We start from the raw sequence: 14227 nt of genomic DNA, 5'->3' as shown, positions 1-14227 counted from the left end.
GTGATAGGCCAATCCGGAAAAATTAGATTGGGTGAGGCGACCGAAAAATGCAGGATAGCGTAGTTGTGATCGGCGCAGGGCAGGCAGGCGCACAAGTGGTGCAGTCGCTTCGCCAAGGTGGACACACAGGCATAATTCGTTTGATTGGCGAAGAACCGCACCCGCCATACCAGCGCCCGCCCCTGTCTAAGAAGTTCCTATCCGGCGAAATCGGTCATGAGAATTTGTGGCTTCGACCGCCGGCTTTTTATTCCACTCAGAACATTGACCTCATTCCGAACACCCGAGTAGCCGCTATTGACCGGGACAAGCAACGACTTGCGCTTGAAAATGGCGATACACTTGGATACGGAAAGCTGGTTATTGCGACGGGTACGCAGGCGCGGCGCATTTCCATCCCTGGACACGATCTGCCGGGTGTGGTGACACTCCGCGGCATTGGAGATGTGGAACACATCCGCGCTCAATTCGAAACACATGCCAACATCGTCATAATAGGTGGCGGCTATATTGGGCTTGAAGTTGCGGCGGTCGCCAAAGAGCTTGGCAAATCCGTCACTGTTGTCGAAGCTCAAGACAGGCCGATGAAGCGGGTGGTCTCTCCTGTCATCTCAAGCTTTTACACCGACCTTCACAGCAAAAAAGGTGTGGCGTTTCGTTTGGAAACCGGAGTTGATGCGATTGAGGGCACCAACTCGGTGGAGGCCGTAAGATTATCCACTGGAGAAAGCCTGCCCGCCGATCTCGTGTTGATTGCGGTTGGTGCGGTTCCGAATGACCATTTGGCCGCAGAGGCTGGCCTTGAGACCGACAGTGGCATCATTGTCGATGGCGCGGGACTGACGAGTGACGAGGCAATTTACGCGGCTGGCGACTGCACTCGTTTTTACTCAAACCGGTACCGCCGCTCGGTTCGTATGGAAAGCGTTCAAAACGCGATCGATCAATCCAAAGCGGTCGCCCAAGCTATCCTTGGAGAAGACGTCGATTACGATCCTCTCCCGTGGTTCTGGTCGGACCAGTATCACGTAAAACTGCAGATCGCAGGGTTGTCAGATGGCTATGATGATACCGTACTCGTCGGCGAACCGGCCGATGACAAGTTTTATGTGGCCTATCTGAAAGCCGGTATTCTCGTCGCGGTTGACAGCATCAATGCGCCGCGTTCGCACATGATGGCACGCCGTGTTATTGGCGAGCCATGGCGAGAGGGGCTGCTTCCGGAAGCTTGAGCCAATGACCTAGCTGGGGAGCCCGATATTCTGCCGGATAAGCCGCGTAACTTCCTGCGGGATTTCGAGGTGTGGCATGTGTCCAACGCGTTCGAATATATGCGTGGCAACTACACCAGGCAATTTGTGGGCCTGCCTAGTTGGCAGAACGCGGTCCTGGGTTCCCCAAATCACTTTGACTGGAAGTGGCAATTCAGCAAGCTCCTTCCGCGGCAGCGTTTTTTGGACGTCGCCATCGATAATCTCTTCTGCAATCGCTTCAAGCGTCGCAACAGCGCCCGGTCTGGAACGGGCTTCGGCGGTAGTCTTTGCAAGAAACTTTGGCAACTTGAACTCCCAGCCGAAAAACTGCTCTAGAAGCATTTCCATTTCCGAAGGGTCAGTGGCAGCCGCATAACGCCGCAACAGCTTTTGGTTGATTTCGGGTCCGAACCCACCCGGAGCAAGAAGCGTCAGACTGCCGACCTTTTCGGGCGCTCTTAGTGCAATCAGCGCCGCAACCGCGCCCCCCATCGAGTGTCCGACAAGGTTTACTTTGGAGAGCCCCATCGCCTCTATGGACTGAAGAACCGCTTTTGCGGCAATGCCAGCGTTACCAACGACAGGCCAGTCAAGCGCTTCGCCATGCCCTGGAAGGTCGAAGGCCAACGATTGAACCTTAGAGGCGAGTGCAGTCTGCAGATTAACCCAAGTTTGGCGGTCGCCGCCAAACCCATGCAAAAACACAATAACGCCTGCATTGCCGCCTGCCGGGCCTTCCTGAGCGCTAAAGGGCAAATGCTTGGGCGATGAAGGGCGTAGGTTGGTCATTCTCAGTCCTGAATTTAAAACATTCGCCAAAAGGGCATACCAGTCCGGATTGGAAAGTCCAGTGTCATCAGACGTCCGGCAAAACGTTATGGAGCCAAAACGGCCACTGTGTTAGCTCTGTCAAGGTTCCGATTCGCCCTTGTGGCTCCTTTCGGACCAAAGTGGGGGTGACGTTGATGCGGTTATTTTTGGTCTTGCTGCTTGGGTTGGGCGTCTTAAGCACGTCACCTGTCGTGGCTCAGTCCGGCTTTTTCGATCCAAATACGAAAAAGTGGGTAACCTACAGGCTCACACCGGAAGCGGCGAGCAAGATCGCCCGCAAGAAGTACAAGCGAAAAATCGTCAACTACCGGGGCGCAGGAGAACCGGGCACGATCGTGATCGATACGAAGAAACGTTGGCTGTACTTCGTCCGGGATGACGGAACAGCGATCCGCTACGGCATCGGTGTTGGCAAGGAAGGCTTTACCTGGCGCGGAACAGAAAAAATCACCCAGAAAAAGAAGTGGCCGGGCTGGACGCCACCGGCTGAGATGATCGTCAGAGAACGCAAGAACGGCCGAAAACTGCCCTCCTATATGCCGGGCGGTCCTGAAAATCCGCTCGGTGCCCGTGCGCTTTACCTGGGCAATACGCTCTACAGGATTCATGGGACCAATGAAGACTGGAGCATCGGTCGCGCAGTCTCGTCTGGCTGCATCAGAATGTGGAATGAAGACGTCGAACACTTGTATCAGCAGGTCAAAATCGGGACGACGGTCAAGGTCCGCTGAACGCAGTTCTGCGCATGAACCTAAGCTGATGGCGGCAACAGTTCAAAAATTGGCTGGACGGTCTTAAAGCCAGACAGCAGGAACTCGCCTGCTGGCTTGGCGCGGTTCCCAACATGGGTTGCGACATCCTCCGTGATAAGAATATCGGACCCAACGGTTTTAGTCAGGCTTTCAAGGCGGGCTGCAGCGTGGACGGTTTGCCCAATGACAGAAAACGTCAATCGCTCGGACACTCCGATATTACCGAACATGACTTCTCCAACTGATAATGCAATGCCTGCCCGGAGTTCAGGTCCCTCCGGACGAGCATCGTTTGCCCGACGAATATTGTTGTGGACCTCATCGGTTGCTTTAAGCGCACGGTGTACGGCAACTGTAAAGCCTGCGCTGTCGATGGGAAAAATGCCCAGCACCGCGTCGCCGATGAAATCCAGTATCTCGCCACCATGGTTGAGGACAGGAGTTGCCGTTGCCCGAAAGAAATCATTCAGCCAGGCGAGATATTTTTCAGGACCAAGGACATCTGCGATCTGGGTGGATCGGCGCATATCGCAGTAAAAAATGACGGCCCGAATCCGTTCGCCGTCACCGTGCTGGATTTGACCGCTCAGAACACGATTTCCAGCCCATTTTCCCAGGTAGGTTTCGGCAATCGTTCTGGCGATCTGTTCTTCGACATTGCCTCGTGCGGCCAAGGCCAGTCTTTTTTGAATGTAGTTGATGGCTTTGAGTTGCGCGTCTGTGAATCCGCCCTTCTGGCGGGTTGACCAGCTTACAACGATCCCGGTGTAGGCTCTCTGATCGTCCATTGCGGGCATGCGGAAGGCTGTCGCCAATATGAGATAGTCGGTAAATCCTTCCTCAGCTAGCTGCTTGCACAACGGAAAGTCATGCTCCGAATTGCCTTGATCGAGTCGGCTCCTGAACATGGTTTCCCGGTTGACGATGACCATGCGAAGAGGACTGTTCAGCCACTCTTCGGTATCGTTTTCGTCGTGGTGAAATTGCTCGAATCTGACACCTTCCGAGGCTGTCCAGTATGCGACTTCAGCCTCAACTAGAGGGTGAAGGGTTGCCCAAGCCATCAAGGAGCGCTCAACGGGTATGCCGCAGGCGCGCAAACGTTCGCACATTTCGCCAAACATATCAGGGACCGGCTGTGAGGCCAGCGCCTGACCGATCATCCATTCTTCGACGTCGTCTATTTTTTGCATGTCCACCATAAGGCTAAATTAGGTGGAAATGGTTGGCGGTACTATGTCTTTGTCGGGCATTCAGTTTGCCATCGGTTCTACTGCAACAGATCCAGGCGGGATAATAAGCCAATTGACTGTGACCGGCGGAATGATGCCATTGCCAGCATAATCGATGTCAATGCTGCTCTGGCGTCTGGCGTTTGGATAAAACCTCAGTAATTCGGCGAGCGGCTGGTCATTTGTTCCCCGCCAGACAATCATCAGCCCTTTATTCTGCACATCCGACAGATTGATCCAGGGGCTCAGTTCGACATCATGAAGATAGAACATGGATGGCCGCTCAGGCGCATGGATCGTTACATTGGCCGCCGACCACATGTCTCCCGCAATGTAACGCAATTCGGAACCCATTTCGTTTTTCCATGCCTGTGAGAGCGCAAGAGCGACGGCCTCTCCGGGATAGTGCATGCGCGTTTGTTTTGCTTTCCACCGCGGCTCCAGCGTGGCCTGTCCTATGGCTAAGACAATAAAAGTCGCTTGCACGAGAACAACGAGTGACAAAGCCGCTTTTTGGTGCCGGAAGCGTTTTGGGAGATCCAGCAGATAAACGGCTGCCAGGCCGGAAAGAACAAACATGGGCGTGCCCCACATATGCTCAAACTCGTTACCGGTACTCAAACCGGCGAGCAGAAGCACTGAAAGAGGCAAGAAGGCAAACCACAGGACAAAAACCTTGCTCTGCAAATCCTTTGGAAGTGCAGGCGTCGCAGGGTCATTCCTGTGCTTCAGCCCAGCCACACCCAGCCCTACCAGAACTGCGAGGATCAGTGCCGCATGGTTGCCGAGCTGTGCGCCGAAGAAGGACAACGGGTTTAGGATGTGGTCCAAAATACCCACGGCTGTCTTGCTGCGGCTTGCAGCATATTGAAGGGTCAGGAAATCAGTTTGAAAAAGCCACCAAATATGCGGGATGAGCAAAATCACGCAGGTGAGCGCGGCAAGCCACGGACCCGCAGTTAAAAGGCACCGCCGCGCGCGTGGGAAGACGAGCACATAAAGACCGATCGCGCCGACCAGCAAGGCAACGAAATACTTTGTATAGAGGCCGAATGCTGCCACGGCGCCAAGGAGCAGCCAGTCCGTCTTTTTGCCATTGGCGAGCGCCTGGTGGAACAACAGGATCATCCAGGCCCAAACAGGGATTTGGAGAATGTTCGGATTGAACTCCGGCAGCGGCTGAGTGAAGTAAAAGGTGATACTCGTGAGGAGTATTGACCAGAGAGCACCGGCCGGAGATATGCGCAGACGGCGGGCAAGCTTCCAAATGGCGATGTAGCTTAGACCAACGCAGGCGGCGCTGAGCCAGTATCCGCCGAAAACATGGCCGCCAGTAAGCCGGTAGGTTGCTTCGAGCAGCCAGGCTTGCATGGGCGGGTGCTTGGTATAGCCAAGCGCAAGTTCCCGGCCCCAGGCGAAGCCTTCGACGACATCCAGAGGCGGATTGGGAAAAAGGAGTGTCGGAACCAAAGCCCATAGCAAGCAGGTGACTGTCCCATACAACAGCGCGGCATTTCGTGCGCTCAGCCGTTTAAACATCTTTGTCTTGTGAGTGTCCGGAGAAAGCCCATAAGCGAGAGCCAAGAAAGGTAAGGCCTGGCACGACTGCGATCGAAAACAGAATTCCGAGCGCGTCTGGCCACGGTGTCAGTTGTAACCAAGCAGCCAGAGCGGTCGAATTTAGGGCAAAACCGCTGGCGGCAAGCGTAAAAAACCGCCGCATGCGGCGGCTGACTGCTGCATCGTGTCTGGATGCGCCAAAACTCCAGAAATGGTGTCCGGTGAATGACACACAAAATGCGATCATGAAGCCGACAATATTTGCCGGGAATGCACTGAGGATTCCGAATTCGAGAAGGCCAACCGCAGTCGCCGCGTGTACACCGGTAGCTGTCGCGCCCACAATCGCAAATCGGCTGGCGGCCCCTACCTCGGTTTTAATGCGCTGTTTCACCAGGGGCAGCCGATCGGAGTTGGACATCATGTTTCCTTGTTCGCCCGATTTGGTAAGGAATTTGGGCCTTCAATCACATCTTGAAGAAGATAAACCGGTCGCTGTTTCGATTCATTGAACAGCCGGGACACATACTCACCAATCATTCCAATGGAAAGCAACTGGATGCCGGAAAAGAACAACAGGGCCACCATCAAAGACGTGTACCCGGGAACATCGACACCTGTGAAAAACACACGAATGGTCAAATAAAGTGCGTAGGCAAACGCCGCGCCTGCTATTATGGCACCGCCGTAAAACCATATTCTCAGTGGCATCGTTGTGAAGCCGGTCAAACCATCAATGGCGAAATTCCAGAGCTTCCAGTAATTCCATTTTCCCTCGCCTGCCCGGCGAGCAGGGCGCTCGTAAGGCAAGGCCATCGACGGAAAGCCGACCCAGGCGAATAGCCCTTTCATAAACCGGTTTCGTTCCGGAAGCTTCAAAAGTGCATTCACCACGGACCGGTCAATGAGGCGGAAGTCTCCGGCATTTGGCGGCATTTCGATATTCGCCAGCTGGTTGAACAATCGGTAGAACATGCCAGCGGTTGACCGTTTCATCAGCGTATCTGAGGAACGGTCGACCCGCAGGCCGTAGACAACGTCATAGCCTGCCCGCCAGCCATCGACCATTTGCGGGATGAGTTCCGGCGGATCCTGAAGGTCCACGTCAATGATGACAACAATGTCGCCGTGAGCGTGTTCGAGGCCTGCGGAAAGCGCTGCCTCTTTGCCGAAATTTCTGGACAGTCCAAGCAAACGGGCGGGAAGGCCGTCCCTGATCTTTTCTTCGAGAATATCCGCCGTGGTATCCAGGCTGCCGTCATCGACGAAGACATATTCGTAGGCAAGCTCAAGATCTGCTAAAACCTTTTGAGTTTCCTCGATGAAGATTCCGATAACGTCGGCTTCGTTGAAGACCGGCACCACAATGCTCAGCAAAGGCTTTGCGCAGCGGATTTCAGCTCGGCGCGTTAGATAGACTTTGCTTTGTGTGCTGGTGCTCATGCTTTTGTGCCGACGGTCAAACAGTTGGGCGGCAAACTGCCGGATATTCAAAAAAAAGACCAGCCCTAAGGCTGGCCTTTTCGATCGCGTTTTATGATCAATTACACGAGTGCACCGTGGCAGTGTTTGAATTTTTTTCCTGAGCCACATGGACAGGCCTCATTTCGCCCGACTTTGCCCCATGTGCTTGGGTCTTCAGGATTCCGTTCGGCTGAAGGGCGGTTTGGCGCGAGTTGCGCATCTGCTTGTGCCATCTCATCAAGGCCTGTCGTCGCATCAATGTGATGTGCATGCATTTCCGGCAATTCCGGCGCTTGTTGGAATGCCGGGGCCTGTTCCTGAACCAGCTCAACCTTCAGCAACTGAGAGGTTGTCGTTTCGCGGAGTTGCGAAAGCATAGATTCAAATAGGGTAAAGGCTTCGGTCTTGTATTCCTGCAGCGGATCTCGCTGCGCATACCCGCGGAACCCGACAACAGATCGCAGATGATCCAGATTGGACAGATGCTCGCGCCAGAGATTGTCGAGCGTCTGGAGGAGGAGCATTTTCTCCAACTGTCGAACGATGTCCGGTCCATATCTGGCGACCTTTTGCGCCATGGCCTCATCTGCGGCGCGGCGCAAGCGGTCTTTGACCTCTTCTTCCGCAATGCCTTCTTCAGCGGCCCAGTCTGTCACCGGAAGATCAAGATTGAGAATTGTTCTGACTTCTTCTTGAAGTCCCTCTGTATCCCACTGCTCAGGATAGGCGCGTTCGGGAATGTGGCGACCGACAAGACTCTCGATCACGTCGTGACGCATGTCGCTGACTGTTTCCTGCAGGTTGTCGCCATCCATAAGGTCGATGCGCTGTTCAAAAACGACCTTGCGCTGGTCATTCATAACATTGTCGAATTTCAAGAGATTCTTACGGATATCGAAGTTGCGCGCTTCGACTTTCTGCTGCGCTTTCTCAAGCGCCTTGTTGATCCACGGGTGAATGATTGCTTCACCCTCTTCAAGACCGAGTTTTTGCAGCATCGAATCCATGCGTTCAGATCCGAAAATCCGCATCAGGTCATCTTGCAGCGACAAGAAAAATTTTGAGTGGCCAGGATCACCTTGACGTCCTGATCGGCCACGAAGCTGGTTGTCAATGCGCCGGCTCTCATGACGTTCAGTTCCAATAACGTAGAGACCACCGGCTGCTAGCGCCTGCTTTTTCTTCTCTTCGATCTCGGCCTTGATCTCGGCTTCGCGGCGCGTGCGTTCCTCGCCCTCGGGCACGTCGCCCAGTTCGATGCTGATTTGCATGTCGGCATTTCCGCCGAGCTGAATGTCCGTGCCTCGCCCCGCCATGTTTGTTGCGATGGTTACAGCACCCGGCAAACCGGCTTGAGCGATAATTGAAGCTTCCTGTTCGTGATAGCGTGCGTTCAAAACAGAGAAGACCTTAGACTTGCCGCCTTCCTGTTTCTGAGCGTCAGCGATTGCCTTCGGATCTGAAACATCGATCTGCTTGTACCCGTGCTTTTTGAGCAGCTCGGCAAGATACTCGGATTTTTCGATGGACGTTGTGCCTACCAGAATCGGCTGCCCGCGCTCTTTGCAATCGTCAATGAGCTTGACGATTGCGGCGAATTTTTCTTCAAACGTGCGATAGACTTCGTCATCATCGTCAATACGCTTAACGGCGACATTGGTTGGAATTTCGAGGACTTCCAGGCCGTAAATGTCCATGAACTCGTCAGCTTCTGTCGAGGCTGTACCGGTCATGCCCGCCAGCTTGTCGTACATGCGGAAGTAGTTCTGGAAAGTGATGGATGCAAGGGTCTGGTTTTCTGGCTGGATGCGTACTTTTTCGCGCGCCTCCAGGGCTTGGTGAAGCCCTTCTGAGAACCGGCGTCCGGGCATCATCCTACCAGTGAACTCATCAATTATGACCACCTCACCATTTCGGACGATGTAGTCTTTGTCTCGCTGGAAAAGTTTATGCGCTTTCAAGGCCTGCTGGAGATGGTGTACGACAGACACGTTCTCCACGTCATAAAGGGAATCGCCCTTGAGAAGGTCCGCCTCTGCAAGCAGCGTTTCCAGCTTCTCGTTGCCCGCCTCTGTGAAGGTTGCCGCACGCTGCTTTTCATCCAGTTCGAAGTCTTCCTCGGTCAACATCGGAATGAATGCATCTACGGTGTTGTAGAAGTCGGACCTATCTTCCAATGGGCCGGAGATGATGAGCGGTGTACGGGCTTCGTCGATCAAAATAGAATCAACTTCGTCCACGATGGCGTACGCGTGATCACGCTGAACCATCGATTGACGATCGTGCTTCATGTTGTCGCGAAGGTAGTCGAACCCAAACTCGTTGTTGGTGCCATAAGTGACGTCAGCCTCATAGGCGGCCCGGCGTTGTTCGTCGGACAGCCCGTGGGTTATGCACCCAACGGACAACCCAAGAAAACGGTAGACTTGACCCATCCAGTCGCTATCGCGTTGTGCCAGATAGTCATTTACGGTCACAACGTGAACACCTCGGCCGGCCAACGCATTCAAATACACTGGTGCCGTTGCAACGAGTGTCTTACCCTCCCCGGTCCGCATCTCGGAAATGCGGCCTTCATTGAGGACCATGCCGCCGATTAGCTGAACATCGTAATGCCGTTGGCCAAGAGCGCGTTTCGCAGCTTCTCGGACTGTTGCAAATGCCGGAACCACCAAATCGTTTAGGTTGGCGCCGTTTTCCAGCTGTTCTTTGAACTCGCCTGTCCGGGCTCTCAACTGATCATCGCTCAGGCTTTGCATTTCGGCTTCCAGAGCGTTGATCCTGTCGACCTGAGCCCTGTAGCTTTTGACCTTCCGGTCGTTGGAGGATCCAAAAATCTTTCGTGCTAGCGCGCCAAGGCCGGCCATGCGGCGGTCCTTTCTTGTTGGGCGGCGTCCTTGTTGGCTGATGACGGCCTGCCCATGAAATCGTCTCAATTGTTGTCCACGGTCTGAGCTGGCTCATGGCCCTGGTAGACAAACCGTAGAAAAGGTCATGCCCCAACCGGATTGGAGCCGTTCGACAGATAAGAGGGGCTAGAATGCTTGTCAACGCTGTGCGGACGCGCAAAGTTGCTGGCCAGACGGCGTCCTGCCTTTCTTAGATACGAGCGGCTGGTCCGTGCTAGAGAAACCCCAGAACTAATTACCGAAGGACATCATATGTTCCGACTAACTTCGCGCCGTCCTGTTCGGCTGCTCGTTGCCACGATGTTTGCTGTATCGCTCGGAACAGCATTGCCGAGTGTTGGCGGGTTGCATGCAGCAGAGCCCGATGACGTCATAGCCAAAGTGGGTGATGCAGAAATTACGGAAGCGGATATCGCGTTCGCGGCGCAAGACCTTGGGTCGGAGCTCCAAAGGTTCCCGCCAGCACAATGGAGAGCAATTCTCCTCGATGTCTTGGTGGACATGGAGCTTCTTGCAGAAGCGGCCCGGCGTGAGGGCATAGACAAAGGGGACGATTTCCAAAAGCAAATCGATTTTCTGACGCTTCGGGCGCTGCGAAATGCTTATCTTGCGCAAAAAATCGACGGTGGTATTTCGGATGAGGATCTACAAGCCGCCTATGATGAACAGTATGCCGACTATGAAGGGGATGAGGAGTTGAATGCCCGTCACATTCTGGTCGAGGACAAAGCTATAGCGGATGATATCATTCAGCAGTTGAACGGCGGTGCTGATTTCGCTGAGCTTGCTAAAGAGAAGTCTACCGGACCTTCGGGCGCAAACGGCGGTGATTTAGGCTATTTCACAAGAGGGCAGATGGTGAAGCCTTTCGAAGACGCTGTGTTTGCGCTGGAGCCGGGTTCGTACACCGAAGAACCTGTCGAAACGCAGTTTGGCTGGCACGTTATCAAACTTGAAGACAAACGCCGGCAGCCCAAGCCGGCACTGGAAGAGGTGCAAACCAATCTCCGCCAGGCGTTAGTCCGAGAGCGTTATGAGCAGGAAATGGAGGCGTTGAAAGCGGATATCGACGTCGAGATCCTGGATGAAACACTCGCTCAGCCGTCCAATGGCGAGACAGATGACCTAGCAGAGTGACGTTATTACTGCTGTAGAGAAATGGCCCGGCCTTTATACTTAAGAGGCCGGGTTGTTACTATGCGCGGATCATTTCGGGTCATCGCGCCAAACTTTCAGTATCGCTTGCACGCGTTTGTCTGGTAGGGCATGGCTCATTACGTGCCAACACTGTCCTGAGAACATCTATGTCTGCCAAGATTTCGCCGCTCGCGCCGACCGCTTTCCCGGAATTGCCGGACATAGGTGGTGTCACGTTTTCAACGGGCGAAGCTGGAATAAAGTACTCCGGTCGCGCTGATGTTCTGTTGGCCAATTTTAGACCAGGCACCAAAGTTGCCGGTGTTTTTACCAAATCAAAATGCCCTTCGGCCCCCGTTGATTGGTGCAAATCGATTTTGAAACGTGGAACCGCACGAGGCCTTTTGGTGAATTCGGGCAACGCAAACGCTTTCACCGGAAAAAAGGGAGCGGACGCTGTCGCGCTTTCTGCCAGAATCGCTGCAAAAGCGCTTGGGTGCCTGGATGAAGAGGTTCTTCTGGCCTCGACAGGAGTAATCGGAGAGCCGTTGCCTGCCGATAAGTTTTCGTCTGTCATCGACGATTTAGTAGCTGCAGATAAGCCGGCAACCTGGCTGGAGGCGGCCCGGGCGATCATGACGACTGATACCTATCCAAAGATTGCTACCGCAAACGTAGATCTGGATGGCCAAAAGATAACCATCAACGGCATTGCCAAAGGTGCCGGTATGATCGCACCGGACATGGCGACAATGCTGTCATTCATATTCACCGATGCAGATATCAGTTCCCATGTCATGCAAACACTTTTGTCAGAAAGGGTTGAGGGCTCTTTTAACGCGATCACTGTAGATAGCGATACTTCGACCTCTGACACGGTGCTGCTCTTCTCGACCGGATCGGCTGCTGAGAAAGGCATAGCTCCGATAAACGAGATGGATGACCCGCGTATCGATGTGGTCCGTTCCGCGCTCGGGGATGTCATGTCAGATTTAGCGCATCAGATTGTCAAAGACGGTGAGGGCGCGCGAAAATTCGTGCAAATTGAAGTTGAAGACGCCGAAAGTGATGTGTCAGCAAAAAGAATTGCGCTGTCGATTGCAAATTCGCCGTTGGTCAAGACTGCCATTGCCGGTGAAGACGCCAATTGGGGACGAGTCGTGATGGCGGTCGGTAAGGCCGGTGAACGTGCAGACCGCGACAGCTTGTCGATTTGGTTTGGTGACGTCCGAGTGGCTTTTCAAGGAGAGCGTGACCCTTGCTACAGCGAGGAAGCAACAAGCGCGATCATGAAAGCTGAAAATATTACACTTCGCGTCAATCTTGGGCTTGGAACAGGGCAAGCTACCGTTTGGACATGTGATCTCACAAAAGAATATGTAGAGATCAACGGTGATTACCGTAGCTAGCAATCCAGCACACAAAATGATTAAAATCTTGGACGTTATGGTTTCCATTTTCCGAACAATTTGTCGAATTTTGGGACGGTTTTTATGACCCGAATGGTGTTGGTTTCCGCTTGCGCACTGGTCGACCCCGATGGGCGGATTCTGCTTGCACAACGGCCCGAAGGCAAAGCGATGGCTGGTTTGTGGGAGTTTCCAGGGGGCAAAGTAGAAAAGGACGAACGCCCGGAGGAAACACTGATCCGGGAATTGCGGGAAGAGCTTGGCATTACGGTTAATGAAGCGTGTCTGGCTCCACTCACGTTTGCCAGTCACACTTATGAAGATTTTCACCTCTTGATGCCCCTTTATGTATGCAGGCGATGGGACGGGTTTCCATCCGGGCGGGAAAAGCAGCAGATCAAGTGGGTTCGGCCAAATCGGCTTCGCGATTATCCGATGCCCGCGGCGGACGAGCCGTTAATTCCACACCTGATGGATCTTGTGCCTAGCTAGTACAAATGAGTTTCAGTGAGGTTTTGTGCAAATGGCTGGAGTTAAGAGAATTCGCGATAGCCTATTAAAGAAGTGCAAAGCTTTCATTTCGAATGAAGATGGGACCACGGCCATCGAATATGGGCTCATCACGCTCTTGGTAGGGATCAGCATAATCACGGCTTTAATCGCGATATCCGAGTCGCTCAACAATAACTTCTACGAGCCCGTGAATAGCGCACTTTCTGAAATAAACAGCTGATCCTTTTTAGAGCACATCACTTAGGCGCTTTTGAGCGGAGCCTGGTTTAAGGGGCTTTTGCTGGCTTTCATGCGCTGCCCAGCCAGATAACGTGATCAGATCGAAGGTCGCCCGTATCCGGCCATCTTCATCCGCATAGTCAGACGCATAAATCTCCGCGGCCTTAAAAAGGGTCTGGCGGCTCAATGGCGAGCCTTGGTCCGCTAGTGCGGCGGTTGAACCCATGGCGCGCAAGTCGTTCAGCAAACCAAACATGTTGTCATAGCGGACAATAATGCTGTCCTTATCGGCGACGGGGAGCGCAAAGCCGGCACGTTGGAGCAAGGCACCCGCATCTCGCGTGTCGGTGAAAGGTGCCACACGGATAGCTGCGCCACCCATCATCTCAAGTTCGGCCCGCATCAAGACGTCTCGGAGTTCGTGTAGCGTGTCCCCACCGACCAGCGTTGCCAACAGCAGACCGTCCGGACGAAGGGCCCGACGAAGTTGGACCAGGCTGCCCGGTAGGTCGTTTACAGCATGAAGGGTCAACGCTGAGAGGATAAGATTGCAACAGCCGTCTGCCAACGGTGGTAGCGCATCGTCAAAGACGAAGTCCGTTGCCCGACGATGGGTGTTTGCTACAAACAAATCACCACTGAAAACGTGTTTTGTTTTTCCACTGGATTTCAACACGTCGCAGACGGCATCATTGTGGCCGCCTAGGTCAATTGCAACATCAAAGCTGCGATTGATCGGCGCAAGGCGTTCAGCAATATCAGCGGCGGCTATGGCTGCGATAAAATCGGCGCCAGGACGAAATTGTCTGACCGCGCGTGTTCGCCTTTTTTTGACAGCGTTGCGATCAAAGATTTCTACTTGTTGCATTTTTTGCTCCGGAGACCTGTGCGCCTCGCGACATATGGCATAAGGTTCGATTTGGTCAATTCGCTCTTGAAGTCCTGTTT

Annotated in this window: 13 protein-coding genes; 6 read left to right on the top strand and 7 right to left on the bottom strand. The window is 53.7% G+C overall.

What is annotated here, in order from left to right; all coding sequences use genetic code 11:
• Positions 1-47: 47 nt before the first annotated feature.
• Positions 48-1232 carry an NAD(P)/FAD-dependent oxidoreductase gene (locus JM93_RS20680; RefSeq protein ID WP_145347435.1) on the top strand — a complete coding sequence of 395 codons (1185 nt, stop codon included), beginning with the start codon at positions 48-50 and terminating at the stop codon, positions 1230-1232.
• 9 nt (positions 1233-1241) lie between these two features.
• Here JM93_RS20680 and JM93_RS20675 read toward each other — a convergent pair whose 3' ends face one another.
• On the bottom strand, positions 1242-2042 hold the full coding sequence (locus JM93_RS20675; RefSeq protein ID WP_145347433.1) for an alpha/beta fold hydrolase: 801 nt from the start codon (positions 2040-2042) through the stop codon (positions 1242-1244).
• Positions 2043-2218: 176 nt separating this feature from the next.
• Between JM93_RS20675 and JM93_RS20670 the strand changes: the two genes are divergently transcribed.
• The gene (locus JM93_RS20670; protein ID WP_145347431.1) at positions 2219-2815 is read left to right on the top strand and encodes a L,D-transpeptidase; all 597 of its coding nucleotides are present in this window, start codon (positions 2219-2221) and stop codon (positions 2813-2815) included.
• A gap of 20 nt (positions 2816-2835) precedes the next feature.
• Here the strand turns inward: JM93_RS20670 and JM93_RS20665 are convergent, their stop codons facing one another.
• The 5 genes from JM93_RS20665 to secA all read right to left on the bottom strand — a co-directional run bounded on the left by JM93_RS20665 (position 2836) and on the right by secA (position 9959).
• Entirely contained in the window at positions 2836-4029 is a 1194-nt protein-coding gene (locus tag JM93_RS20665) for an adenylate/guanylate cyclase domain-containing protein (RefSeq protein ID WP_208995372.1), read from the bottom strand.
• A 60-nt stretch (positions 4030-4089) separates the two neighbouring features.
• Positions 4090-5607, bottom strand: coding sequence for a glycosyltransferase family 39 protein (locus tag JM93_RS20660; protein WP_145347427.1), 1518 nt, complete (start codon positions 5605-5607; stop codon positions 4090-4092).
• A complete protein-coding gene (locus JM93_RS20655; RefSeq protein ID WP_145347425.1) occupies positions 5600-6049 on the bottom strand; it encodes a GtrA family protein in 450 nt (149 codons plus the stop codon). The genes JM93_RS20660 and JM93_RS20655 overlap by 8 nt, the downstream gene beginning before the upstream one ends.
• The gene (locus tag JM93_RS20650) at positions 6049-7071 is read right to left on the bottom strand and encodes a glycosyltransferase family 2 protein (RefSeq protein WP_145347423.1); all 1023 of its coding nucleotides are present in this window, start codon (positions 7069-7071) and stop codon (positions 6049-6051) included. The genes JM93_RS20655 and JM93_RS20650 overlap by 1 nt, the downstream gene beginning before the upstream one ends.
• Positions 7072-7172: 101 nt before the next feature.
• Complete coding sequence (gene secA / locus JM93_RS20645) at positions 7173-9959, bottom strand: preprotein translocase subunit SecA (protein ID WP_145347421.1); 2787 nt, start codon at positions 9957-9959, stop codon at positions 7173-7175.
• Between the two features lie 294 nt (positions 9960-10253).
• Here secA and JM93_RS20640 point away from each other — a divergent pair, with 294 nt between their 5' ends.
• The 4 genes from JM93_RS20640 (at position 10254) to JM93_RS20625 (ending at position 13280) form a co-directional block, all read left to right on the top strand.
• Positions 10254-11138 carry a peptidylprolyl isomerase gene (locus tag JM93_RS20640; protein ID WP_145347419.1) on the top strand — a complete coding sequence of 295 codons (885 nt, stop codon included), beginning with the start codon at positions 10254-10256 and terminating at the stop codon, positions 11136-11138.
• 167 nt (positions 11139-11305) lie between these two features.
• On the top strand, positions 11306-12547 hold the full coding sequence (gene argJ, locus JM93_RS20635) for a bifunctional glutamate N-acetyltransferase/amino-acid acetyltransferase ArgJ (protein ID WP_145347417.1): 1242 nt from the start codon (positions 11306-11308) through the stop codon (positions 12545-12547).
• Positions 12548-12631: 84 nt separating this feature from the next.
• On the top strand, positions 12632-13039 hold the full coding sequence (locus JM93_RS20630; protein WP_145347414.1) for a (deoxy)nucleoside triphosphate pyrophosphohydrolase: 408 nt from the start codon (positions 12632-12634) through the stop codon (positions 13037-13039).
• A 31-nt stretch (positions 13040-13070) separates the two neighbouring features.
• The gene (locus JM93_RS20625) at positions 13071-13280 is read left to right on the top strand and encodes a Flp family type IVb pilin (protein ID WP_145347413.1); all 210 of its coding nucleotides are present in this window, start codon (positions 13071-13073) and stop codon (positions 13278-13280) included.
• Between the two features lie 6 nt (positions 13281-13286).
• Here JM93_RS20625 and JM93_RS20620 read toward each other — a convergent pair whose 3' ends face one another.
• Complete coding sequence (locus JM93_RS20620; RefSeq protein ID WP_145347411.1) at positions 13287-14147, bottom strand: methyltransferase domain-containing protein; 861 nt, start codon at positions 14145-14147, stop codon at positions 13287-13289.
• Positions 14148-14227 lie beyond the last annotated feature (80 nt).

It is taken from the genome of Roseibium hamelinense, assembly GCF_007830545.1.
In the GTDB taxonomy this organism is placed as follows: Bacteria; Pseudomonadota; Alphaproteobacteria; order Rhizobiales; family Stappiaceae; genus Roseibium; species Roseibium hamelinense.
This window is presented reverse-complemented; position numbering and strand designations above follow the sequence as displayed.

What these genes read in the sequence shown, in the direction of transcription:
- JM93_RS20680 (WP_145347435.1), top strand. Translation starts at nt 48, where the DNA reads ATGCAGGATAGCGTAGTTGTGATCGGCGCAGGGCAGGCAGGCGCACAA.
- JM93_RS20675 (WP_145347433.1), bottom strand. Translation starts at nt 2,042, where the DNA reads ATGACCAACCTACGCCCTTCATCGCCCAAGCATTTGCCCTTTAGCGCT.
- JM93_RS20670 (WP_145347431.1), top strand. Translation starts at nt 2,219, where the DNA reads ATGCGGTTATTTTTGGTCTTGCTGCTTGGGTTGGGCGTCTTAAGCACG.
- JM93_RS20665 (WP_208995372.1), bottom strand. Translation starts at nt 4,029, where the DNA reads ATGCAAAAAATAGACGACGTCGAAGAATGGATGATCGGTCAGGCGCTG.
- JM93_RS20660 (WP_145347427.1), bottom strand. Translation starts at nt 5,607, where the DNA reads ATGTTTAAACGGCTGAGCGCACGAAATGCCGCGCTGTTGTATGGGACA.
- JM93_RS20655 (WP_145347425.1), bottom strand. Translation starts at nt 6,049, where the DNA reads ATGTCCAACTCCGATCGGCTGCCCCTGGTGAAACAGCGCATTAAAACC.
- JM93_RS20650 (WP_145347423.1), bottom strand. Translation starts at nt 7,071, where the DNA reads ATGAGCACCAGCACACAAAGCAAAGTCTATCTAACGCGCCGAGCTGAA.
- secA (WP_145347421.1), bottom strand. Translation starts at nt 9,959, where the DNA reads ATGGCCGGCCTTGGCGCGCTAGCACGAAAGATTTTTGGATCCTCCAAC.
- JM93_RS20640 (WP_145347419.1), top strand. Translation starts at nt 10,254, where the DNA reads ATGTTCCGACTAACTTCGCGCCGTCCTGTTCGGCTGCTCGTTGCCACG.
- argJ (WP_145347417.1), top strand. Translation starts at nt 11,306, where the DNA reads ATGTCTGCCAAGATTTCGCCGCTCGCGCCGACCGCTTTCCCGGAATTG.
- JM93_RS20630 (WP_145347414.1), top strand. Translation starts at nt 12,632, where the DNA reads ATGACCCGAATGGTGTTGGTTTCCGCTTGCGCACTGGTCGACCCCGAT.
- JM93_RS20625 (WP_145347413.1), top strand. Translation starts at nt 13,071, where the DNA reads ATGGCTGGAGTTAAGAGAATTCGCGATAGCCTATTAAAGAAGTGCAAA.
- JM93_RS20620 (WP_145347411.1), bottom strand. Translation starts at nt 14,147, where the DNA reads ATGCAACAAGTAGAAATCTTTGATCGCAACGCTGTCAAAAAAAGGCGA.